Source organism: Streptomyces sp. NPDC043738, from assembly GCF_056436545.1.
Window position 1 is genome coordinate 604,373 of the sequence record NZ_JBWKCJ010000001.1, and the last position, 23,065, is coordinate 627,437.

Annotated in this window: 16 protein-coding genes; 3 read left to right on the forward strand and 13 right to left on the reverse strand. The window is 71.5% G+C overall.

All coding sequences use genetic code 11. The features are described from left to right. Positions 1–80: 80 nt before the first annotated feature. From AC0680_RS02735 to AC0680_RS02750, 4 genes are all read right to left on the reverse strand, one after another. Positions 81–695 (reverse strand): GTP-binding protein, encoded by a 615-nt coding sequence (locus AC0680_RS02735; protein ID WP_478624341.1) that lies wholly within the window; start codon positions 693–695, stop codon positions 81–83. Then, entirely contained in the window at positions 643–1,059 is a 417-nt protein-coding gene (locus AC0680_RS02740; RefSeq protein WP_478624342.1) for a DUF742 domain-containing protein, read from the reverse strand. The genes AC0680_RS02735 and AC0680_RS02740 overlap by 53 nt, the downstream gene beginning before the upstream one ends. 153 nt (positions 1,060–1,212) lie before the next feature. Then, positions 1,213–1,644 carry a roadblock/LC7 domain-containing protein gene (locus AC0680_RS02745; RefSeq protein ID WP_478624476.1) on the reverse strand — a complete coding sequence of 144 codons (432 nt, stop codon included), beginning with the start codon at positions 1,642–1,644 and terminating at the stop codon, positions 1,213–1,215. A gap of 25 nt (positions 1,645–1,669) precedes the next feature. Next, the gene (locus AC0680_RS02750; protein WP_478624343.1) at positions 1,670–4,027 is read right to left on the reverse strand and encodes a sensor histidine kinase; all 2,358 of its coding nucleotides are present in this window, start codon (positions 4,025–4,027) and stop codon (positions 1,670–1,672) included. Positions 4,028–4,582: 555 nt separating this feature from the next. Here AC0680_RS02750 and AC0680_RS02755 point away from each other — a divergent pair. After that, the gene (locus AC0680_RS02755; RefSeq protein ID WP_478624345.1) at positions 4,583–5,713 is read left to right on the forward strand and encodes a substrate-binding domain-containing protein; all 1,131 of its coding nucleotides are present in this window, start codon (positions 4,583–4,585) and stop codon (positions 5,711–5,713) included. Between the two features lie 34 nt (positions 5,714–5,747). Here AC0680_RS02755 and AC0680_RS02760 read toward each other — a convergent pair whose 3' ends face one another. After that, positions 5,748–5,978: a hypothetical protein gene (locus AC0680_RS02760; RefSeq protein ID WP_478624347.1), complete on the reverse strand. Its 231-nt coding sequence runs from the start codon at positions 5,976–5,978 to the stop codon at positions 5,748–5,750. Positions 5,979–6,173: 195 nt separating this feature from the next. Here AC0680_RS02760 and AC0680_RS02765 point away from each other — a divergent pair, with 195 nt between their 5' ends. Both AC0680_RS02765 and AC0680_RS02770 read left to right on the forward strand, forming a co-directional pair. Then, positions 6,174–6,782 carry a GNAT family N-acetyltransferase gene (locus AC0680_RS02765; RefSeq protein WP_478624349.1) on the forward strand — a complete coding sequence of 203 codons (609 nt, stop codon included), beginning with the start codon at positions 6,174–6,176 and terminating at the stop codon, positions 6,780–6,782. A gap of 278 nt (positions 6,783–7,060) precedes the next feature. After that, positions 7,061–8,506, forward strand: coding sequence for a glyceraldehyde-3-phosphate dehydrogenase (locus AC0680_RS02770; RefSeq protein WP_478624351.1), 1,446 nt, complete (start codon positions 7,061–7,063; stop codon positions 8,504–8,506). Between the two features lie 177 nt (positions 8,507–8,683). Here the strand turns inward: AC0680_RS02770 and AC0680_RS02775 are convergent, their stop codons facing one another. The 8 genes from AC0680_RS02775 to AC0680_RS02810 form a co-directional block, all read right to left on the reverse strand. Further along, on the reverse strand, positions 8,684–10,855 hold the full coding sequence (locus AC0680_RS02775; RefSeq protein WP_478624353.1) for a TerD family protein: 2,172 nt from the start codon (positions 10,853–10,855) through the stop codon (positions 8,684–8,686). A 191-nt stretch (positions 10,856–11,046) separates the two neighbouring features. Then, positions 11,047–12,195, reverse strand: coding sequence for a baeRF2 domain-containing protein (locus AC0680_RS02780; protein ID WP_478624355.1), 1,149 nt, complete (start codon positions 12,193–12,195; stop codon positions 11,047–11,049). A 38-nt stretch (positions 12,196–12,233) separates the two neighbouring features. Continuing rightward, positions 12,234–13,973 carry a DNA polymerase/3'-5' exonuclease PolX gene (gene polX, locus AC0680_RS02785; RefSeq protein ID WP_478624357.1) on the reverse strand — a complete coding sequence of 580 codons (1,740 nt, stop codon included), beginning with the start codon at positions 13,971–13,973 and terminating at the stop codon, positions 12,234–12,236. A 116-nt stretch (positions 13,974–14,089) separates the two neighbouring features. After that, the gene (locus AC0680_RS02790) at positions 14,090–15,142 is read right to left on the reverse strand and encodes a chitinase (RefSeq protein WP_478624477.1); all 1,053 of its coding nucleotides are present in this window, start codon (positions 15,140–15,142) and stop codon (positions 14,090–14,092) included. Positions 15,143–15,367: 225 nt separating this feature from the next. Continuing rightward, positions 15,368–15,664, reverse strand: a complete 297-nt coding sequence (locus AC0680_RS02795) for a hypothetical protein (RefSeq protein ID WP_393496368.1) — start codon at positions 15,662–15,664, stop codon at positions 15,368–15,370. A gap of 158 nt (positions 15,665–15,822) precedes the next feature. Beyond that, positions 15,823–17,415, reverse strand: a complete 1,593-nt coding sequence (locus tag AC0680_RS02800) for an ABC transporter substrate-binding protein (protein WP_478624358.1) — start codon at positions 17,413–17,415, stop codon at positions 15,823–15,825. 6 nt (positions 17,416–17,421) lie between these two features. Next, on the reverse strand, positions 17,422–19,470 hold the full coding sequence (locus AC0680_RS02805) for an ATP-binding protein (protein ID WP_478624360.1): 2,049 nt from the start codon (positions 19,468–19,470) through the stop codon (positions 17,422–17,424). 268 nt (positions 19,471–19,738) lie between these two features. Further along, complete coding sequence (locus AC0680_RS02810) at positions 19,739–22,960, reverse strand: NACHT domain-containing protein (RefSeq protein WP_478624362.1); 3,222 nt, start codon at positions 22,958–22,960, stop codon at positions 19,739–19,741. Between the last annotated feature and the right edge of the window lie 105 nt (positions 22,961–23,065).

Sequence of the window (23,065 nt, forward strand, 5' to 3'; positions counted from 1 at the left end):
GCACCGGGTGGCGCTCGCCGCCGCGGAGCGGGCCGGCGCACGCCGAGCAACGGTGCATCGGCTGGAGGGGGCCCCGGGAGTCAGCGCCCGGCGGTGCGCTCCGCGCGGGACAGGGCGGCTTCGAGTACGACCAGCAGGGCGTCGCGGACCGAGCCGGTGTTGCGTGCGTCGAAGACGAGGAGCGGGACGTGGTCGGAGACGTCCAGTGCCCACCGGACCTCGTCGAGGTCGTGGTGGACCTCGCCGTCGAACGCGTTCACGGCGACGGCGAACGGCATGTTCTTGTGCTCGAAGTAGTCCACCGCGGCGTAGCAGTCGTCCAGGCGGCGGGTGTCCACGATCACCAGAGCGCCGAGAGCGCCCTCGACCACGTCGTCCCACATGAACCCGAACCGGTCCTGGCCCGGCGTGCCGAACAGATAGAGCTTCAGCGTCGGGTCGATGGTGACGCAGCCGAAGTCCATGGCGACCGTGGTGGTGGTCTTCTCCGGGGTGTGGGAGAGATCGTCCACGCCCGCCGCGACCTCGGTGATGGCGGCCTCCGTGGTCAGCGGCCGGATCTCGGAGATCGCGCCCACGGTCGTGGTCTTGCCGACGCCGAAGCCGCCCGCAATGACCAACTTGACCGGTACCGGCGGCTGTTCAACCGCTGTCGCGGAGTGTGTCCCGTGAGTCGGGGACGGCGCGGAGACCATCAATAACCCTTCGCAGTACGGAGATGTCCTGGGTTGTCCTGGCGTTCGGGACGTGCACCGTCAGATGTCCGGCGGCACGCAGGTCCTCCGCCAGCACCCGGACCACGTTGAGGTGCAGGTGCAGCCGCGCGGCGAGTTCCGCCACCGACTGCGGCCTTCGGCAGGCGGCGATGATGTCGTGTTGTTCGAAGGCGAGCGAGCCCAGCACGGCGAGACCGGACGACGTCGCCACGACCTGGGTCTCGACCGGGAGCGGTGGGCCGGCGCCGCCCCCCGCCACCCGGCCGGCGGTCAGCAGGAAAGGCCTGATCGCGGGAGCACGGCCGGCCGGATCCGACGGGCCCCGGGCGCCGCCTTTCCCCACGCTCTCGGTTTCTCCCCCACTCTCGGCTCCGCTCGAGCGGGGGGACCCCCATGCGCAGGGGGGACTCCCACCCTCGTCCGGTCCTGGTCCACCTGCGGCCATCATGATCCTCTTCTCGGCGCCCGCGCCCCTGGCTCCGCGGTGTGGGACGGGTCAGCGGGCCGGTGCGGCGCCGGCGTTGTTCTTGAGCTCCAACACCAGCTGGGGGGTGAGCGCGCTCCCGGCCCGGTTGGCGAAGAGGGTCATCTCGTAGGCGATGTTGCCGAGCTTCGCCTCCTTCGAGGTCACCACGCCCAGGACGGCACCGCAGCCGATGGCCGACACCAGGACATGGCCGCCCTCCAAGTCGATGATGACCTTGTTGAGGCCGCCGAGGCCGTAGTTGCCGGACGCCCCGGCCGCCAGGCTGGTGACGCCCGACACGATCGCCGCGAGCCGCTCGGAGTCGGCCTGGTCGCGCAGTTGGGACACGGCGATCAGCAGACCGTCGGAGGACACCGCGATGGCGTCGACGACACCGGCGGTCTGGGTGGCGAACCGGTCGAGCAGCCAGGTGAAGTCGGCCGCGGCGGCTGTCAGGTCCATGGGCTCCTCCCGCTCGGAGCTGCTCTTACCTGTCGGCGTGGTCACTGCCCGACTCCTTCCGGGGTTGCTGGTGCTGCGATGGTGCTGGATCCGTCGGGGCAGTGGCACTCTCCTGCTCTGCCCTGCGGACGGCGGCCTCGAATTCGTCGAGTTCCGAACGGACCGCGTCCGGGTCGACGGGCCGGCGCGCGGCCTGCGCCCCCCGGTCGGCCGTCGGGGCGGTCATGTCGAGCGTCGCCCCCCGTACCCGCCGCCGCAGTGGCCGGGCGGACTGTGCCGGCCGCGCTTCGGGGGCGGGGGCGGTCCGCTCCGCCTCCGCGAGGTGCGGGAGGCGCCGGGGCAGCTCGCCCTGCCGGGCGGGGGCGGCCGACCGCTGATCGGGCGTGGCGGCGGGACGCACCGGCAGGGGCGTGGCCAGGTCCGGCACCGGCTGGAGCGCGGGCGCGGTGGACTCCTGCTCGGGCGCTGCCGGGAACTCCGGCGCGGCGTGCGACACATCCGCTGCCGGGGACGGCGCGGCGGCGGGGCTCACGGCCAGAAGGAGCGTGGCGGGCAGCCAGACGGAGCCGGTGACCCCGCCGCCCGGGGTACGGCTCAGGGTGACCCGGATGCCCGAGCGCCGGGCGAGGCTGCCGACCACGAACAGGCCGAGGACCTTGGTCGGTACCAGGTCGAGCCGCTCCCGGCGGACCAGCCGGGAGTTCTCCTCGCCGAGGCGTTCCGTGCTCATGCCCAGGCCGTGGTCGATGACCTCGATCAGGGCACCGCCGTCCGAGGTGATGTCGGTACCGGGCCGCACGACCACCTCGACGGGGGTGTCGGACGGGGAGAACGAGACCGCGTTCTCCAGCAGTTCGGCGAGCATCAGCGTCAGATCGTCGACGACGTCGGGCCCGACGGTGAACTCCGTCTCGGACCGCAGGGACACCCGCTGGTAGCCCTCGATCTGGCCGAGGGCGGCCCGTATGACGTTGGCCAGGGCGGTCGGCCGGGCCTCCACCTCGGGGTCCCGGATGCCGGCGAGCAGCATCAGGCTGTCGGCGTTGCGCTGGAGACGCACGGCGATGTGGTCGATGCGGTACATCCGGTCCAGGATGTCGGGGTCGGTCTCCTCGCGTTCCACGGTGTCGATCAGCATCAGCTGGCGTGAGGTGAGGTTGCTGACCCGGCGTCCGACGTTGCCGAACATCTCGGCCACGTTGCGGCGGCTGAGCACCTGCCGCTCCAGCAGCGCCGCGGCGGTGACCTGCACCTGGTTGAACGCCTCGGCCAGGTGGCCGATCTCGTCGCGGACCGGGACGGGGATCGGCCGCGGCCGCAGCGGGGTGCCCTCCGCCGACTCGTCGTCCTCGACCCTGGCGAGTTCCTCGTCGGCCACGTCGACCACCTGCTGGGCGGCACCGGTCAGGGCCGCCAGCGGACGTACGACCGAGCGCCGGACCAGGACGGAGAAGGCCAGCCAGGAAGCGAAGCCGAGCAGGGCGAGGCCGAGCATCGCCAGCGCGTTGTACAGGGCGCTCCGGGACAGGCCGTCGGCCCGGGCGGCGATCTGACCGATCAGCGACCGGGTGATGTCGAGGCGGGCCTCGGCCTGCCGGGTTCCGGCGGTGATCGCCTCGCGCAGCTGACGCGGGCTCTGGCCCTGCAGCGAGCCCGGATCGATCTGGAGCTCCGCGAACTGGGCCTCGATGCCGTTCTCCTCGGCATCCCGCTCGATCCCGCCCAGGCGCAGGGCCTGGTCCGGGTCGGCGATCCTGCCGAAGCGCGCGGTCTGCTCCTCGTAGAGCTTGTGGGCGCCGACCGCGCGGGTGTACTCGGTGAGCGCGTTGGCATCCCGGGTCTGGGCGGAGAACACCCCGCTCTCGAAGGCCGCGTGGGCGGCGTCGGCCCGCAGCACCGTGTCGAGGAGTTCGGTGACCGAGGACGACGAACTGCCGACGAAGCGATCGAGGCCGATGCCGTCGATGAGGTAGCCGACCGCGGCGGCGTACGCGGGATCGATGCCGGCGGCCGGAATCGAGCCCCGCTCGACCTTGTCGCGCAGCACGGCGAGGCCCCGGATGTAGTCGAGGGCCTGTGCCTCCTGCCGCGGCAGGCCCGCGCCGAACGCGGAGCGCACGGCGGTGACCTGCTCGTCGGTGTCCCGCTGCGCCCTGCGGTAGGCGGCGGTCGACGGCAGGGCGGCGCCGGGCCGGACCGACTCCTGCTCCACGGACAGCAGGAGCGCCTGCCGGTGTTCGGCCTGCACGTCGTTGATCAGGCGAGTGACCTGTTCGCTGTCGCGCACCAGCTCCGCGCTCCGGCCGGCGTCGACGGCCTTGTCCACCTGGGAGTTGACGGCGAGGCCCAGCAGTACGCCGACGGCCGCGACGGGCGCGATCACCAGAACGTTGAGTTTCCGCCGGAACGGCCATCGGTCCAGGAGGACGCCCGCCCGCTGACGGAACCGCGGCCTCGACGGCGAACGCCGAGACCCGTCCGCTTCGTGTGGCGGGTCCACTGCGTCGACAGACACCCAGCCTCCTTACGACGTGCTCCTGAGCGGTGACCGAGGTGTCGTTGTCGCCGACCGCCGACGATGGGGAAGTGTGGCGTTTGCGCAGTTCACCCTAGATGCGAGCGAAAAGATTGCGCCACATGCCCGACCGGCCGTGAACACTACCGCTTGTGCACGCGCATGCAACACATGGCAGCAAAGGCCAAACGGTATTCAACTCTTTGTCACTTTTGGCGGGTTGTCCCACGTCGGGGTGCCGCCCCGGTGAACGGGCCGGTGTCCGCGGGGGAGTGGGGCGCGGACCGCTCGTCGGCCGACGGGGCCGGCGCCGGTGGCCTGCGTCGTACCTTCCGGAGGCGGATGCTCCGCGGGGCCTCGCCACCCGTAACCTGTCTCCCCCCACCCCAACCCGCATCCTCAACCTGCCCTGCGAGGAGACCCGTGCACCCCACCCGCAAGGCGGTCGTGTCAGCCGCCGCACTCCTGGTCATGGCCACCGCCGGCTGCGACTCCGACGCCACCGCGGCCCGCAAGGATTCCGCCAAGCCCGGGTGCCCCACCACCCTCTCCAGGGCCAAGGAGGCGGTCGCGAAGGCCGAGGAGGCCAACGCCCCCTGGAGAGGCCCCACCACCGGGCCCGAGGCCGTCCACGGCAAGAGCATCGTCTATATCGCCCAGACGCTGACCAACCCGGGCGTCGCCGGGGTCGCCCAAGGTGTCCAGGAAGCCGCCAAGATCGTCGGATGGCGCGTCCGCACCCTCAACGGCCAGGGCACGCCCGACGGCATCCGGGCCGCGTTCAAGCAGGCCGTCAGCCTCAAGCCGGACGGCATCGTCGTCGGCGGCTTCGATCCCGCGACCGCCGCGGAGAGCGTCAAGAAGGCCAACAGGGCGCGCATCCCGCTGATCGGCTGGCACGCCACCGCGGTTCCCGGCCCCAGTGAAGATCCGCAGCTCGTCAGCAACATCACCTCCCGGGTCGAGGATGTCGCGAAGATCAGCGCCGACTGGATCATCGCCCGGTCCAACGGCCGCGCGGGCGTCGTGCTGTTCACCGACACCTCGATACCGTTCGCGAAGCGAAAGTCCGACCTGATCAAGAAGGAACTCGCCACCTGCTCCGGCACCAAGCTGCTGAGCTACACCCACATCCCCATTCCCCAGGCCAACAGCCGCTCCATCGGGGAAGTCCGCTCCCTGCTGTCCCGTTTCGGCCGCGAGTGGACCTACTCCGCCGCCATCAACGACCTGTACTTCCGCCATGCCGCCCCCGCCCTGCGCGCCGCGGGCAAGGACGGTGCCGGGGCCCCGTTCAACATCGGTGCCGGTGACGGTGACCCGTCGGCCTTCGAGCGCGTCAACGGCAAGGAGTTCCAGGCCGCCACCGTGCCCGAGCCGCTCTCCGAGCAGGGCTGGCAGATCGTCGACGAGTTCAACCGCGCCTTCGCCGGAGCCCCCGACAGCGGGTACGTCGCCCCCGTCCACATCGCCACCGCCGCCAACAGCGGCGGCGCACTGTCCTGGGACTCCGAGGGCTACCGCCAGGCCTACCGCAAGATCTGGGGCGACTGACGCGCGCCCCTGGGCGGGGGCCGGGGCGGGGCGGTTACAGGATCAGCCCCGCCCCCAGCGCGGGGACGACGGCGGCGTTGCTCTCGGCACCTTCGGAGTCGGCCTGGGCCGGCGCGGCAAGGGCGAGGCCCCCCAGGGAGAGCAGAACGGCGGTGGCCAGAACGGTGAGGGCACGGCGGATGTCCATCATGGAGTCCTCTCGCTGCGTGGCGGACTGCGCGCGGAACGCGCGGCGCGGGCCGGCGGGCTCCGGCGCCAGGTCCATCGATCCGCAAGAGCGTTTCCCCTGCTTCGCCTGTGCAAACTCGGAGTCACTCCGGTGCCGAGAAGCAGGGGAGCCTGCCGGACCAGCCGGGCGAAGAGACGGCCGCGACCGGGCACCCTCCCGGTGGCCCGGCCCCAACTTCCCTGCCAGACCCCGCTCCCGCCGCCCAAGATCATCGGGTACAGAATGACCCGTATGCCGATAACGAACACGCCGAAGGCGGCGACGATCGACGACGCTGCGCTGATCGGCCCCACCCTGGCCCGCGCCTTCGACGACGACCCGATGATGCGCTGGTTCTTCCCCGACGGCGCCTCGCGGGAGGCGGCGCTGGGCCGCTACTTCACCACGATCTTCACCCGGCAGTACGTCCGCCACGGTGTGTGTGAGCGCACCGAGGCGGCGGCCGCGTTCTGGGTGCCGCCGGAGGCGCAGGCCAAGGCCGTTCCCGACGCGGAGACCATCGAGGAACTCCTCGGCATCCTCGGCGACCGGGCCGGGCTGTTCCGGGACGCCGTGGAGACGGCCGCCCGGCACACCCCCCAGGAACCGCACTGGTACCTGGCGATGATCGGCGCCGACCCGGCCGCCCAGGGGCAGGGGCACGGGGCCGCCCTGCTGCGCTCGGGGCTGGCCAAGGCCGACGCGGTGGGTCTGCCCGCCTATCTGGAGTCCTCCAAGCCGTCCAATCTCCCCTTCTACGAGCACTTCGGCTTCACCGTGCGGGCGGAGGTGCGACTGCCCGGGGACGGGCCGGTGCTGTGGGGGATGTGGCGCCGGCCGCGCCACCCGGACGAGGTCTAGGGGCCGGCACCCGGGAGCAGGGGCACGTAGGGGCGATGATTTCTCTTCGCCGCTATGTGCCCCTTTTCTTTACTTGTGCATCGATTGGCCGATTAGTCGCCTGGTTGAGGCATGTCATCCGCCCCCGGTCACCGCGACCCTGTCGGGCAAAACGGTCCATTCCGTACCCGGGTCGATCATGGGAGCCGAGTCGCGCACTCCTCTACAGGGGGCGCCGTGAGGAGGCCGAAGCGGCAGGGGCTAGCATATGAGCACCGCCTAGCTCGAAAGATAAGCCTGTGACTGTCAACGACGACTCGTTCACCAACTGGAATACCCGCGAGGAGATCGCGGAGTCGATGATCCCGATCATCGGGAAGCTGCACAGGGAGCGGGACGTCACGGTCCTCCTCCACAGCCGCTCCTTGGTGAACAAGTCGGTGGTCAGCATCCTCAAGACCCACCGGTTCGCCCGGCAGATAGCCGGCGAGGAACTCTCGGTCCTCGAGACCATGCCGTTCCTGCAGGCTCTCACCACGCTCGATCTCGGCCCCTCCCAGATCGACATCGGCATGCTCGCCGCGACGTACAAGACCGACGACCGCGGTCTTTCGGTGGAGGAGTTCACCGCCGAGGCCGTCGCCGGCGCCACGGGTGCCAACAAGATCGAGTGCCGCGAGGGGCGCGACGTCGTCCTGTACGGCTTCGGCCGGATCGGCCGCCTCGTCGCCCGTCTGCTGATCGAGAAGGCCGGCTCCGGCAACGGCCTGCGGCTGCGCGCCATCGTCGTCCGCGGCGGCGGCGAGGCGGACCTGGTCAAGCGCGCCTCGCTGCTGCGCCGAGACTCCATCCACGGCCAGTTCCAGGGCACCATCACCGTGGACGAGGCGACGAGCACGATCGTCGCCAACGGCAACGCGATCAAGGTGATCTACGCGAACGACCCGTCCGAGGTCGACTACACCGCGTACGGCATCAAGGACGCCATCCTCATCGACAACACGGGCAAGTGGCGCGACCGCGAGGGCCTGTCCAAGCACCTGCGCCCCGGTATCGACAAGGTCGTCCTGACCGCCCCGGGCAAGGGCGACGTCCCGAACATCGTCCACGGCGTCAACCACGACACGATCAAGCCGGACGAGCAGATCCTGTCCTGCGCCTCCTGCACCACCAACGCGATCGTCCCGCCGCTGAAGGCCATGGACGACGAGTACGGCGTCCTGCGCGGCCACGTCGAGACCGTCCACTCGTTCACCAACGACCAGAACCTGCTGGACAACTACCACAAGGCCGACCGCCGCGGCCGTTCCGCGCCGCTCAACATGGTCATCACCGAGACCGGTGCCGCCTCCGCCGTCGCCAAGGCGCTGCCCGACCTCAAGGCGCCCATCACCGGCAGCTCGATCCGCGTCCCCGTCCCGGACGTCTCGATCGCCATCCTGAGCCTGCGCCTGGGCCGCGAGACCACCCGCGAAGAGGTACTCGAATACCTCCGCGACGTCTCGCTGCACTCGCCGCTCAAGCGCCAGATCGACTTCACCACCGCCCCCGACGCGGTCTCCATGGACTTCGTCGGCTCCCGCCACGCCTCGATCGTCGACGCCGGCGCCACCAAGGTGGACGGCGACAACGCGATCCTCTACCTGTGGTACGACAACGAGTTCGGCTACTCCTGCCAGGTCATCCGGGTCGTGCAGCACGTCTCCGGGGTCGAGTACCCGACCTACCCGGCGCCGGTGGTCTGACCTCGGCGGACCGTGGCGGTATGACAAGGGCCTCCGGCCATCTCCCCTGGGAGGTGGCCGGAGGCCCTTGTGCGCCGGATGCGGCGCGAAGTCGGTGGCGAGGAAAGCGAAAGGACTATGTCAGAGAGGTATGAGAAGGAAGCCCCTTCATGGCCTCGCCGCGATCAACGCTACCAGTCAGTCGGGGATCAGGTCGCGTAGATTTTCCGGAGTGAGGATCCGGGAGCCGGCGGGCAGACCGTCGGGCCGTTCCAGCCCGATGTAGGTGACGGGCCCCTCAGGGACCGTCCTGCCGTCCCACGGCGTCACGGTCGTGCTGCCGCCGGCCATCAGGTCGGTGAGGTACCGGACCGTGAGGTGCTCGCGCTCGACGATGCCGCGCAGCAGGGCCGCGACCGACACCCGGTTCCCCTCGACCCGGTTGGCCGCCGGATGGCCCTTGAGGTACAGGTGCAGCCACTTGGCGCGCCACCGGCCGTCCTCCCCGCGCAGGAACGCCAGCGGCAGCGCGACCCGGCCCGGGCCGCGCAGTTCGGACTTCATCCGCACGGTGCGCGGCTCGAACGGGCGGCCGCGCTGATCGGCGTCGCGCAGCATGAAGCCGAAGAACGACTCGTCGACCTCCTCGAAGCCCTCCCCCGAGAAGATGTTGACCTGCGGGACGATGAAGGTGCCCCGCACGGCCCCCAGGCGCAGATCGATGAACTCCGAGGCCCCGTCCGGGGCGTCGGTGATGTCGCCGGAGTGTTCGCCTTCGACTTCGGTGAGGGCGGTGTAGGAAAGCCAGGAAACCGTCGCGTAGGCGGCGTCGAGCATCAGCGCCGACAGGTCGTAGTCCGTGGTGCGGCGGCTCTGCTTCCAGTGGACGAAGAAGCGCAGCAGTTCGCCGTCGACCGGGGAGAGCGAGCCGCGGGGCAGCACGCCGAGACCGGCCGCGGTCGCCTTGCCGCTGAGGGGGAGGGCGACGTCGAGGACGTCGGGGTCGATCAGCAGCTGGCCGGGCGACGGCAGACGGCGGCGTACCTCGGCGTCGAACGCGTCGATCAGGCGCTTGCGTTCCGCAGGCAGCACCACGGGGCGTTCGTCGGAGGTGACCCAGGCCCGGCCGAGGCGGTTGACGAAGACACGGCGCTGGCCGCTCTCCCCGGCACGGTTGTGCAGGTGCTCGCGGACCGACAGCACGACCCGGCCCGCGACCATGGGCGCGACCTGCTCCGCGGCCGCCACCACCGCATCGCGCTCGGCCTGGGTGAGAGCCGTCCGCAGCAGGCGGTCCAGCGAGCGGAACAGCTTGCCGGGGGCGGCCTTCAGCAGCTCGACCGCGCCCGTGACGTCGTGCATGCCGAGCAGCTCCTCCACTCGGCTGTCGAAGGAACGTGCCTTCTTCTCGCCCCGGGCGACGGCGAAGACCTCGGCGGCGTGCGGCCAGCGCGGGTACTCGTGCGGATGGAGGCGCTCGCCGAGGCGCTTGAAGGCCTCGCGATGCACGCCGACGTCGGAGAGCTTGGCGGGAGCCGCGGCGACGACGGAGTCGAGGCCGGCGAGCAGCGCGCGGCGGACCGGACGCGACAGCGCTCGAAACCGCGTGGGTTCCTGGAGGGTCACGTCGCCGTCCGACAGTTCGCAGGCCAGGCGGAGCACATCGGTGACGGTGTCCAGCAGGAGGTCCGCGCCGGCGCCGAGCCGGGCTCGGTTGATCACCGCGCGGTTCTCGCGGATCGGGATCACCTCGGGCTGGGGCCCGTGTACACGGTGCTCGGCCAGGGTCCGCAGATCGCGCAGGTCGTCGTCGTTCAGGGGCGTGGTGGATCCGGCCAGGGCCAGGTACAGCGCACCGATCTCGTCGTCCGGGTCGCCGCCCAGATGCAGGACCGTCACGCGGTCGCCCGCCGCGGCGATCAGCTCGTCGTGGGCGGCGAGCATCTCGGCATAGGTGTGGCGGTAGTTGCCGTAGGACGGGAGGGTGAGCAGGTCCAGGACGCCGCTTCGAAGTTGGGCGAGGGTGCCGGGGCGCGCCGCGTCGTCGGCGAGCGCCTCGACTGTGCACCGCATCCAGAAGTCGAACGTGTCGGGCACGTTGGCCGGGAAGTCGATGAAGTAGACGTTGTGCTGGACGTGGTCGCCGACCATCTGGCGCACGGTGCGCAGCGTGCGCACCGCGGTGTCGACGACGGTGCCCTCAGACAGTCCCGACAGGTGCTGAAGCAGGTCCGCCGAGAGTTTGAAGCCCACGGACATCAGCACGGCGTCGAACTGCCGTGCTGCGACGCCTCCTTCACCGGCGGGTCCGGTGGGGGAGGGGAGACGGAGGGTGTGCCGGATGACCAGCGGTTCGAGACTGTCGTCCATTGCCGAATGATCCCATTGCCGCGCGAGGCCGCGCATGCGGGTTTTCCGGTGGGCAACGCGCTGGTGAAGGACGCGGCGGTCGGCACCACCTCAGCCGTGAACAGGTGGTGGCGTCGCAGCGGACACGCATGCTGACCGCCACCGCGGAGGCGATGCGGGGCAAGGGGTATCCCCCCGGTGGACCCCGTGGGTCAGGTGCTCCAGCGGAGTACCGCGCCGAGGCCGCCCGCAGGGCCCGCGATGCCCTCGGGGACGAGCAGTACCTCGGCGTCGGCCGCCGCGGCGGAGCGCAGCAGCGCGTCGTCCGCACGTGCCCGCTCGGGCTTGCTGACGCCCATCGCCTGCGCCTGACCGCGCTGGACGGCGACCTGGTCGGCGCCGGGCCCGATCCAGACGTCGCGGCCCGCGTCGGACGCGTCCTGCCCGAGGAGCAATGTGTGCACCTGGTGGCTGCGGGCCGCGTCCACGACGGCCGGTACGCCTTCCGCCGCATCCCCGGGGTTGCTGTCCGCCCCGCGCACACCGTGCTCGCCGGGGCGGCCGCGTCCGGCGCGGAAGCGGCCGAGCGCCTCTTCGAGGCGGGCCTGCGCGTACGCGGCGCGGGCCTGCGCGATCTGGCGGTCCAGGACGCTCTTGGAGGCGCCCGCCGACCTGCTGCCGTTCTCGGCCTCGACGGTGGCGGCCCGGATCGGCTCGGGCAGCCGGTTGTACACGGCCCTGCGCTCGCGGGAGTCGCCGGTCAGGACCAGCAGCCGTGCGCCGGTCTGCGGCCACTGCCGGGCGAGCTCGGCCGCGATGATGTCGGCGGTCTCGTTCCAGCTGTTCTCGACCTTGTTCCGGTAGTGCCACTCGTACCGGTCCGTGGGCATGCTGCGGTGCCCCCGGCCCCGCCACTCCCTGCCCTGCGCCGTGGCCAGGGCCCGGCTGCGCTGGGAGTCGCGCAGCTCCAGATCGGCGCCGGTGCGGTCGATGTAGGCGACCAGGCACGGCGGCTCCTCGCCGATCAGCCCGGGAAGCGGGGCGATGTGCGGCAGCAGGGACCAGGTCGCCTCGATGCGCACCGGGGTCACGCTGAGTGGGATGTCGAGTACGACCTCGGCGCCGGCGGCGAAGACGGCCCGGCCGGGAGGCGCTCCGGAGGCCGGTTCGTGGGCGAGCCGGTCCACCACGGCCCGGCAGGTGTACGGGTCGGCGCCCGCGTCGATGAGCTGCGAGGCCACGGCGCGCTCGCGGAGCTTCTGCTGCCGTGGCGCGTCCTCGGTCGCGCGGGTGGTGTCGATGTACACGGAGGCCCAGGGGCCCAGACGGTCGAAGAGCGGCTTGAGAAAACCGAGTTCCATGATCTTCCCCCGGATCGGGGACGGTGTGTACTACCAGACTAGGACGATGTGGCCGCAGGGCCTCCTTTGCGGAGGAATCCGCGCAGCCGGGCCAGGGGCCAGGTGTTGATCACGTCGTCCGCGGTCAGCCAGCCCCGCTGTGCGATGCCCACGCCGTAGCGCAGGTACTCCAGGTGCAGTGGTGCGTGCGCGTCGGTGTTGACGGCGAACTTCACGCCGTACCGCTTGGCGCGCAGGATGTGCTCGTCGGACAGGTCGAGCCGGTCGGGGTGGGCGTTGATCTCCAGCGCCGTGCCGGTGCGTGCGCAGGCGGCGAACACCGCGTCGAGGTCCATGTCCAGGCCCGGGCGCCGGCCGATGATCCGGGTGGTCGGATGCCCGATGATGTTGACCTCGGGGTTCTCGCAGGCCGCCACGAGCCGGCGGGTCAGCGCGTCGCGCCCCTGCTGGAAGTACGCGTGGACGGAGGCCACGCAGAGGTCGAAGCCCCGCAGGAACTCCTGTGGCCAGTCCACCGTGCCGTCCGGGCCGATGTTGAGCTCGGTGCCGTGCAGCAGGCGCATCTTGCGGTGTCTGCCGTCGAGTTCGCGCACCCGCTCGCGCTGGGCCAGCGCCTTGTCGGCGGTCATCCGCTGCATGGCCAGGTCAGGGGCGTGGTCGGTGATCGCGTAGTAGCGCAGGCCCCGCCGGGCGGCGGCTTCCACCATCTCCTCCAGCGGGGCCAGGCCGTCGGTGAGGTCGGTGTGGGTGTGCAGGTCGCCCCTGATGTCCGCCTCCGTGACCAGGTCCGGCAGCTCGCCGCGCAGCCCCGCGGCGACCTCGCCGCGGTCCTCCCGCAGCGTCGGCGGGATCCAGGGCAGACCGAGCCGGGCGTAGACCTCCTCCTCGGTCTGCGAGACGATCTTCTTCCCGCTCTTGGCGTGGAACAGGCCGTACTCGGAGAGCTTGAGCTTGTGGTGCACGGCCCGCTCGCGGGTGCGGATGTTGTGCGCCTTGGAGCCGGTGAAGTACTGCAGCCCCGCACCCCAGGAGTCCGGCGGCACGACCCGCAGATCGATCTGCAGTCCCTTCGTGGTGCGCACGGACGTCTTCTTCGTGCCCTGCGCGATCACCTCGGCCGTGCCCGGCAGCCGTACGAAGGCGTCCATGAAGGGGGCGGAGCGGGTCGCCGCCACGAGGATGTCCACATCGCCGATCGTCTCCCGCATACGGCGCAGCGACCCGGCGTAGGCGCAGTTCTCGCAGCCGGGCAGGGCGGACAGCTCGGCCACGATCTCCTCGGCGACGTCCATGGCGGCGTTGATCGGCACCCGGTCGCCCGCGGCCCGCATCAGGTCGATGCCGTGCAGGATGTTCTCCTCGGTCTTGGGGCCGAACCCCTTGAGGTCGCGCAGCCGCTCCTCGTGGAGGGCGTCGAGGAGTTCGGGCACCGAGGAGATGTGCAGGTCCTGGTAGAGCGTCATGGCCTTGCGCGGGCCGAGGGTGGGGATGGCCATCAGCTGCCGCACGCCCGCGGGGACCTTCGCCCGCACGTCCTCCACGGCCGGCATGCTCCCGGTCCGCAGATAGCCGATCACCTTGTCGGCGATGGACCTGCCGACGTTCGGGATCTCCCGCAGGCCGTCGGCGTCGAGCGTGGAGACGTCGGCGTGGTGGCTGCCGATGGCGCGTGCGGCCTTCTCGTAGGCGCGGGCCTTGAACGCGTCTCCGCCGGTGATCAGGACGAGGTCCGCGTACTCCTGGAGCAGCGCCTCGACCTCCTCGTTGCGCCGGACCACAGGGCCATTTTAGTGCGGCGGCGATCCCCGGGCCTCTCCTGGCGGGATGGTCTCCGTCGCCGTCAGGAGAGCGGGGGCGGGGGCACCGATCTCCCGGCGGACCCCGCCCGGCGGCTTCAGCGGCCCTGCGCGGCCTTGACGTTGTCGCCGAACGTCCAGCCCTTCGACCCGTCCCAGTTGAGCGACCAGGTCATCAGCCCCTTCAGACCGTCGTCGTAGCTGTTCCAGGCCTGTGTCACCAGGTGCGGTGGCATATGACCGCCGCCCGCGCCCGGTTGCGCGGGCAGGCCGGGGACCTGCTTGTCGTAGGGGACCCGGACGGTGGTGCCCTGGACGGTCAGGCCCTTGTCGAGGCAGTCCGTCTGCGCGGTGAACCCCTCGAGGGTGCCGGCGGAGTACGAGTCGCCCCGGCACCCGTACATGTTGCCGTTGTAGTACTGCATGTTCAGCCACCAGAGCCGGCCGTTGTCCGCGTACTTCTTGACGATGGGCAGGTAGGCGCCCCAGATCGATCCGTAGGTCACGCTGCCGCCGGTGACGTAGGCCGTCTCGGGCGCCATCGTCAGACCGAAGTCCGGGGGCATCCGGTCGAGTACGCCGTCGATGATGCGGACGAGGTTGGCCTGCGAGGCCGACAACCGGTTGATGTCGCCGCTGCCGGTGAGGCCGGTCTCGATGTCGATGTCGATGCCGTCGAAGTGGTACTTCTGCAGAATCGGCACGAGCGTTTCGACGAACCGGTCGGCGACGTCGGTGGAGTTGAGGTCGATGCCGGCCGACGCTCCGCCGATGGACATCAGGACCGTGAGGCCGTCGCCCTTGGCCTGGCACATCTCGGCCGGGGTCGGCACCTTCACGGTCGCGTCCATCCCGTCCTCCCACAGGACCGTGCCGTCGGCGCGGATGACCGGGAACGCCGTGTTGAGGACGTTGTATCCGTGATCGCGGATACGGGTGTCGGTGATCGGAGTCCAGCCGAAGGGCGGATGGACGCCGTTCGCGGCGCCGTCCCAGTTCTCCCAGTACCCCTGGAGGACCTTGCCCGAGGGCCTCGGTCGGACCGCGCAGGTGTCGCCGTCCCGGGGTGCGCTCGGTGCCGCGGAGACCAGCATCGGTACGACGCAGGCCATCGCCAGACCGGCCCTCAGCAGACGCGATATCCGACCGATCACGCGGTGCTCCCTTCGGATGTGACGGGGCGTCACCGAGGGCCGGGTGCGGTGTGGCGGGGAAGTCCGCGGGGCGTCCGGGTTTCTCCGGGCGATGGTGACGTGGCACAACGTAAGTTGGTCCATACCTATCGTCAAGAGGTATGGACCAACTGGAAACCGGTCGTGGCGGGCGGCTCGGCCGCGTACGGGGCGCCGTCACAGGGCGCCGCCGCTCGGGAGCTGTCAGTGAACGGGAACGGTGAGCTCGCCGCCCCGGTAGAAGCCCTCCCGTTCCTCGACCACGAAGGGTGCCATGGCCGCACGGCGGCGCTGTTCCTCGTCGGAGGCGCGCCAGGCGTCGCATGCCTCCTTGGAGTCCCAGAACGAGACGCCGGTGATCTCGTGTCCGTCCTCGGACCAGTACGCGTAGGCGCGGCGCAGAGCTCTCGGGTACGGATGCGGGCGCCAGGCCCGCTCGAAGTCCTCCAACGTGCCCGGCTTGATGCGGCGCGTAGTCACCCAGACGAAGTGCTCCTCCATGGTCGCCTCCCGGTGAACGCTGTGGCGGCGTGATCTGCCGTCGCCCCTGGTGGGGCGTTCTCACCCCACCGTAGGTCGGCCGCGCCGGTTCCGCCTACGGTCACCCTCCGCGCCGCGGCGCTCCGCCCCGGCGCGTACCGGGGCGGGCCGGTGCGGCCTCAGAAGGCGGGGCAGGTGTCCTTGGCGCCGTCGCGGTAGGTGCGGTAGAGGGGGAGCGGGCTCTGGTTGCCGGGCCGGGCGGGCACCGGGTACTCCACGACGGGTACCGGCTTGCACACCGCCCACTGGTCGTTCTTGCCCGGGCCCTCGAAACCATAGGTGCCCGCGGCGCCGACCAGACAGGAGTTGCAGCTGTCACCGGCGATGCTCGGAATGACCAGGGTGTTGTAGACGTCGTCCTTCGAGGGGATGCGGAGCGCGTCCGGGGTCTGCTTCCCGCCCTCGTTGATCTCGCTGAAGGTGCGGTCCACGGCGTCGGCGAGCAGGGTGAAGGCGTCGTGGTACATCACGGCGTAGCCGTCGTCGAGCGGCTTGGCACCCAGCTCGTACTCCTTGTCGAGCTCCTCGAAGCGGTCGAGGAAGCGGCCGAGCGCCTTCGCGGGCTTGTCCTTCCCGCCCCACCAGGCCGGATCGACGGAGGACGCGTCGACGATCGCGGCCTGCGCCTCGTTCAGCCACCGCGTGGGCGCGTCCGCGGTGAGCGTGGGCTCCAGGCCGATGCCGACCTTCAGCACGCGCAGCTTCGTGGTGCGCCCGCAACTGCCCTCCTGGGCCAGGCGCTCGACGAACGCGGGCAGGTCCTGGTCGCGTCCGGCGAAGAAGACGGTGTCGGACTTCTCGCTGCAGATCTTCTGCACGGCGTCGGTGAACCGCTGGGGGATGCCCTTGTCGGTGCCGGACGAGCCGGTGAAGTTCGAATGGTGGTTGGACAGGTCGTACCCCGTGCCGAAGTACTTGTCGAAGACGGCGCGCAGGTTCTTGGAGTAGACGTCCTCCTCGCGGTTGTCCCAGACCAGGAACCCCTTGTGCTTGCCCGGCTTGGTGTCCAGGTAGAGCGCGAGGGCGCGGGCGAACTGGTCGTTGTTCGGCGAGGTCTTGAAGAAGTAACGGGAGTTCATGTTGGCCGCGGTGATCACCGGGCCGACGGTGGGGATGCGGTGCTCGCTGAGTGCGGCGATCGTCCTGCGGGTCTCCGGCGTGCTGCTCGGTATGCCGGTCACCCCGACCAGCGGCGCCCGGGTGTCCTTGGCCAGCTCGGCGAGCCGCTGGACGACGGGCTGCCACGCGTCGAGGTTCCGGCCGTCGGGGGCGAGCAGCAGTTGGTAGTGCGGTCCGGCGAAGCGGTTGGCCTGCCGCTGTGCGGCCAGCGCACCGGCAAGTCCGCGACGGATCATGTCCGTTGTCATCGCGCTGTGGTCGTCCGCGGTGAAGGGCATCATCAGCGCGATCCGCACGTACGGGATCCTGGGGCCGCTCGGCGGGTCCTCCCAGCCCTGCCGCACCCGGGCGTTCTCGTCCGCCACCGCCTCGATGAGACCGGCGATGCCCGGGTCCGCTTCGAAGGCGCCCGCGGTGACGCCCACACAGTCTCCGCCGATGTCCTGCAGATCGCCACCGCACCGCCCCGGACCCCGCACCAGGCGGACGACGGAGAAGATCACGAGGGCGGTCAGCACGCCGAGTCCGAAGGCGGCCAGCCACTCGATGGGCCCCCACTCACGGGGATGACGTCGGAACAGACGGACCAGCATGCTTCCTCACTGACCGGGGAGGGGGAAGGGGCGCCTCTTCCGTGCCGCCGCAGGCCAGCTGCGGGCGGCCTGGCCGAGGACGGCGTGCCAGGACGGGTGCCGCGGCGAGAGGTACGCCAGCTCCTCGCCGACCGCCTTGCACATATCGGGGTCCGGCTCCGCATACGGCTCGGACACATGCCACAGGGCGTGCAACAGCCGGTTGACGCAGCGCTCGACCTCGTGCAGGTCCGCGTACCGGGCGTCGTGCGCGCCCAGCGCGACCTGCATGCGCACGTCGGTCCACTCCCCGGCGGGCGGTGTGGGGGCGGTGGCGGCGTACTGCAGACACCGCAGCCAGTGCGCGGCGCCCTGCTCGTCCTGCTCCGACTGGAACTCCTCGGCCAGGGTGGCCACCACCGTCTCGGCGTTCCCGGCCGCGAGCGTGTGCCGCAGCGCGTCCGCCTCCCCGCTCTCCCCGCGCTGGGCGTGGTGCATCCGCAGAAAGCGGTGGATCTCCTGCCAGCCGCGGCCGTCATCGGCCCCCCGCGAGGTGCGGCGCGCCTCGTGCACCAGCAGCGTCTGCAGCAGGGCGTCGCCGACCAGCGGCCGGTCCGGCGGGGTGAACTGCTGCCACTGCTGCTCTTCGAGGTAGTCGGTGGCGGAGTTGGCGGGCAGCTGATCGGGGCCCTGCAGCCGCAGATGGCCGGCCAGCGCCTCCGCGGCCGTGCTGTCGCGGGCGAGCGAGAGCAGGGTCAGCCGGTCGCGCTGGCGCCGGTTGGGCAGCAGCCGCTCCAGGAGCGCTTCGGTGACGGGGCGGCCGTCCGGCGCGGTCAACTCCAGCAGGTCGCGCGGTGCCACCTCGACGCCCCGCTCCGTCGCGTCCAGCACCGCCGCGCACAGCACCGTGGCCGCCGCGGGGTGCCCCCCGGTCAGGGAGTGCACGGCGGTGGCCAGATACGGGTGGAGCGGCCGGGCCGGCCGGTCCGGCACCAGCAGGGGCAGGATGTCGTCGCGGTTCAGCGGGGTGAGGGGCACGGCGAGCAGCCCGGCGGACGGGGCGAGGCCCTTGCGCTCCCAGCCGGAGGACTTCACCAGGTCGGGCAGGGCGCGGCGGACCGCCGCGGACGCGCTCTCCGGTAAGCCGCCGAGCCGGGTGGCCACGACGACCAGCTCCTCGCGTTCGGCGCGGGAGGGCCCCGCCCGGTGTTCCAGGAGCAGTTCGAGGAAGTCCTGCCCCGCGGCGCAGTGCGCGTCGTCCAGCAGGATGAGCGGCCAGGGCTCGCGGTTCCAGCGCTGCAGCCTGCCGTACGAGGCGGAGACATCGCGCAGGAAGGCGGCCATCAGGCTCTGCTCGGCCGCGTGCCGGTAGTCGCCGCCCTGCTGGAACCACTCCCCGAGGAGCACCAGCGGATCCTGGCCCTCCGCCCCCGGCGGAAACCGCCGCCGGTACCACTCCACGGCCGCGGCCGGACGGTACCGGTCGGCGTACTCCGCCACCACGGCGCCGGTGACCGGGCCCCGGCTCCCCGCCGCGTCGACCGCCCCCTCCACACGGCCCTCGACGGCGGTGGCCCAGGCCTGCCGCAGGGCGTTCTCGTTCCCGGTGGCGAGGCGGCAGGCGAGCAGCAGCCGGGCGTAGCGCAGGCACACCGCGTCCCGCTGCTCGCCGTTGCCGTGCCGCCAGCCGGAGACCGCGAACAGCCCCGGCAGCAGCACGGGGAAGCGCCGACGCAGCGCCGGCGCGAGCCCGCACACCAGCTCGGTGAGGATCTCCACGCACGTCGAGGCGACGGCCGTGCCGTCGGACGGGACCGGCCGGACCGCGTCGGATTCCGCCGCCACCGCCTGGACGTGGGCGACGGGCAGCCGGCCCGCGTAGCGCGCCGCGAGTTCCTCGAGGACGGCGCTGCGCCCCATGCCGTGGTGCCCCGTCAGCAGCACCACGGGCAGGTCGCCCGCATGCTCCCGGGCCGTCCGGGACCTCTCGTCGTAGGCCAGGCCCGTGAGCCGGGGGATGAGCGAGCGCAGCAGCGGGTCCCGGCCATAGAGCGGTGACCCTTCCCATATGCGCATCTGGCTGCGTCCTGCCTCCGTCGTCCGTGGCTGCCAGACAGCCGTAACCTCGGAGGCGGGCGGCACCGTTCCCCCAAGAAATCAGCCGCTTGACATCCGTATCAACCACGCCTGGAGTCATAGAACTTACAGGCGCCGCAAACCGCCCGCCAGGCGAACGCCACACTGCGTCACCTGGTTGTGACCGCGGGAACCGGCGGCGTACGCGGGGCGCGAGCGGTGGCACGCCCGGCGTCTGGGGGCGCGGCGACGGCGCATCGACGGCGCGTCAGGGGTGCGGATAGATCTCGAGCTCGACGCTCTCCGCAAGCGCGTCCGCCCCACGGACCTCTCCCGGGTAGGCGAGCCGGACCCGGCGCAGCCGGCGCAGCCCGGCCAGCGAGGCCAGATCGAGCTCCGCGACCTGCGACAGATGGATCTCCTCAAGCCCCGGAAGGCGCAGCGCGATCCGCCGCAGCGGTACCGCCGAACCGGCCCTGGCCCGCACGTCCAGGTGGGTGACCTGCGGGATCTGGGTGCGCGGCGCGAACAGCAGCATGCTCAGCTGCTGCGGGGAGAGGGTCAGCTTGCGCAGATTCGGCAACTCGCCGATGAGCGAGCCCCATTCGTCCGGCGTCAGGCGCTCGCTGGCGTCCTGGAGCCGCAGCTCCTCAAGCCCCCGGCAGGCCACGATGCCCGCCATCTGGGCAGCGGCCGGCGGCAGCGACAGCAGGCGCAGCTCGGCGGCGCGCGGCAGGTCGGGCAGACCGCGCCAGGGTACCTCCGGGCCTACCAGGAGACCCTCCAGCCGTGGGCAGTCCGCCAGTTCCAGCAGTGGCTCGAACTGCGGCAGGTCCCGCAGTTCCAGCCGCTGCAGGCGCGGCAGCCGGGTCAGCGGCTCGGGATCCTTCACGTTCCGGCACCCCTGCAGGACGAGCGTTTCGAGCCCGGGGTAGGCGGAGAGCAGATCGAGATCCTCCAGCTGCAGGGTGTTGCGCAGCCGCAGCTCGCGCAGCCGGCGCGGGTCGAGCGCGGAGCGGATCTCCTCGGGGCTGAAGTCGCCGTGAAGTCCCACGCGCTGATAGCCCGACATGGTGCGCAGGGCGTCAAGCTCGGCGCGCGAGCGTACGGTGACGGCCTCCTCGGGGGCGGCTTCGAGCAGGGGGCGCACGATCTCCTCGGCGTACACGTCCGTGTCGAACCGGTCCCAGTGGCCGAGGAGTTGAGCGCGTACGGCGGCCTGGTCGGTGCCCAGGAACTCCCGGAGCCTGGGAATGGCGGCGTCCCCGCCGATCTGGCATATCGCGTGGACGGTGGCCAGCTCCTCGTCGCCGGCCAGATCCCCCGCCCGGGGCAGCAGGCCCAGCAGCAGCGGACCGGTACGCGCCAGCGACCTGGCCTCGCGCAGACTGCGCGGCGGCACCATCCGGGCGGCCCGGTCCTCGATGGCCTGGCGCACGGTCGGCTCCAGGCGGGTGGCCTGCTCCAGCGATGCCAGTGCCAGGAGCCGCAGCCTCGCCTGCACCGCGGCGTCCTTCTCCCGGTCCCCGCGCTCCCGCAGGCGCGTCAGCAGGTCGGCGCGCTCTTGGTGACGGGCCTGTGCGACGGCCATCTGCACCACGTCCTCCCACTGGTCCAAGTGTGCATTGTTCACCAGCATGCCCATATCGCGCTCCTCCAGCACGGCCTTGGCGCCCAGAAAGTCCTGGAAGGTCCGATGGATGAAGTCCACGGCGCCGGAGGCGGGTTCGCGCAGCAGACCGGACCGCTCCAGGAGGTGCTGCAAGGCCTCCTCGGCCGTCCCGACCTCGGCCAGCCGGGGCACGGAGGGCTGCAGCCGCCGCACCACGTCCACCGCGTCCGGCCAGTCCAGCTGCGTCCGCTCGTTGCGGATCAGCCAGTACGCGAGTTTCTGCAACGGCTCCGTGGCCGCCTTCTCGTCCAGCTCCGGCCTACGGCTGCGGCCGTACACCTCGCGCTCCAGGTCGCGGCGCTCCAGGAGCATGGAGAGCGCCGCCTCGTACAGGGAGGCGCGGCCCTGGGGCAGAAAGCCGCGGCGCTCGCGGTGCAGGGCGCAGATCAGGCCGCACATCAGCGGGTTGGTCGCCAGCCGGCTCAGCTCGGGGCTGCTGCGCAGCGACAGCGTGAGCGACTCACCGAGCTCGTGCGACGCCCCGGCAGCCGTGTGCCAGCGCCGGATGAACTGCTTCATGTCGGCGGGCCGCATCGCGGTGAGCGTGAACTCCTCGAAGCCCTCGCGCCCGAGCCAGCCCCGCTCCAGGGCGGACGGGCGGGTGGTGAGCAGCCACAGATTGCCGGGGAAGACGGCGAGCAGCTTCCTGATCCACGCCCGGGCGCGGGTCCGGTCGTCCTTCGGGATCTCGTCGGCCCCGTCGATCAGCAGCACCCCGCGGCCGTGCTGGAGAACCCGCGCCGCCCACCCCTCGGGCTGGGTGCCCACCAGCGGACAGCCGATCCAGCGCAGGAAGTCCTCGGGCATCGGCAGTTCGGCGTCCTTGCGCGCCAGGGTGCGTAACGGCAGCACGAACGGGACGCGCCCGAGCAGCTGCGACAGGCCGCCGGGCACCCGGTCCTGCTGCGCCGTGGTGATCGCCAGCCACTGCACCAGGGTCGTCTTGCCGGTGCCCGCCACCCCGCGCAGCAGCGCCCGCTCATGGCTGGCGAACACCGCGTCGGCCGGGCCCGCGGCCCGTTCGGCCTCCACGTCCCGGTCGGTGCCCGGCCCGCCGTTCGCGACCGGAATCGGGTCGGCCCCGCCGCGGTACGGCATGGCCTCCAGGCTCAGATAGGCCGTCTCCAACGGCCAGTCCTGGCCGTCCGGTTCGCGCAGATCGACGCCGTAGATCGTCAGCCGGCCGTGGCACTCGACGACATAGCGCGCGTACTCCTCCTCGAACTCCGTGTCCTGCCGGCTGATGTCCGGCAGCCGCCGCAGAATCCGGTCCAGCTTCTCGCTCTGCTCGCGGATCTCGCGGCTCTGCTCGATCTGGGCGCGGGCCGCGAAGCCCGGTTGCTGGCTGAAGAAGCGCACCAGATGGACGCAGGCCGTCTCCAGCAGCCGGTCGTGGAAGCGGGCGGCGTCGTCGCTGAGGAGCCGGCGGGTGCTGGGGCCCGCGACCCTGGACAGCTCCGCGGCCAGCCGTTCGGGCCCGAGGGCGAAGGCGTGCACATCGTCCATGTCGAGGTCGCCGAGGGCGTGCAGGGTGCGGGTCAGCGCCTGCCCGACCGCGTCGTGCTCGTCGGCGCCGACCGGCGGATCGTGCGGCCCGGCGGCCCGCACGGCGCGGCGGACCAGCTCGCGGGCGATCTTGTGCAGATCGTCCTCGGTGAGGGTGCGGTGCTCCTTGGCGAAGGACACCAGCCGCCGGATCGGGATCGGACGTTCGCCGAACTCCGCCCCCGGCGCTTTCGCGGGCGGCAGCAGCAGCTTCTTGAGCAGGGGTACGACCACCGCCGACGCGATCCGCAGCCCCACCGTGCCGCCGTCCACAGCAGCCCCTCCCTCACCAGCGCCGCAGGCCCGTAGCGGGCCCGCGGTCCCCCCGATGCCTGTTCACCTTATCCGCGGAGGCCCGTCTCACGTCAGGGCGCACGG

Excerpts from the sequence above, each read along its gene's own strand:
- AC0680_RS02735 (WP_478624341.1), bottom strand. The coding sequence starts at position 695 with ATGGTCTCCGCGCCGTCCCCGACTCACGGGACACACTCCGCGACAGCG.
- AC0680_RS02745 (WP_478624476.1), bottom strand. The coding sequence starts at position 1,644 with ATGGACCTGACAGCCGCCGCGGCCGACTTCACCTGGCTGCTCGACCGG.
- AC0680_RS02760 (WP_478624347.1), bottom strand. The coding sequence starts at position 5,978 with ATGGACCTGGCGCCGGAGCCCGCCGGCCCGCGCCGCGCGTTCCGCGCG.
- AC0680_RS02765 (WP_478624349.1), top strand. The coding sequence starts at position 6,174 with ATGCCGATAACGAACACGCCGAAGGCGGCGACGATCGACGACGCTGCG.
- AC0680_RS02775 (WP_478624353.1), bottom strand. The coding sequence starts at position 10,855 with ATGGACGACAGTCTCGAACCGCTGGTCATCCGGCACACCCTCCGTCTC.
- AC0680_RS02780 (WP_478624355.1), bottom strand. The coding sequence starts at position 12,195 with ATGGAACTCGGTTTTCTCAAGCCGCTCTTCGACCGTCTGGGCCCCTGG.
- AC0680_RS02795 (WP_393496368.1), bottom strand. The coding sequence starts at position 15,664 with ATGGAGGAGCACTTCGTCTGGGTGACTACGCGCCGCATCAAGCCGGGC.
- AC0680_RS02800 (WP_478624358.1), bottom strand. The coding sequence starts at position 17,415 with ATGCTGGTCCGTCTGTTCCGACGTCATCCCCGTGAGTGGGGGCCCATC.
- AC0680_RS02805 (WP_478624360.1), bottom strand. The coding sequence starts at position 19,470 with ATGCGCATATGGGAAGGGTCACCGCTCTATGGCCGGGACCCGCTGCTG.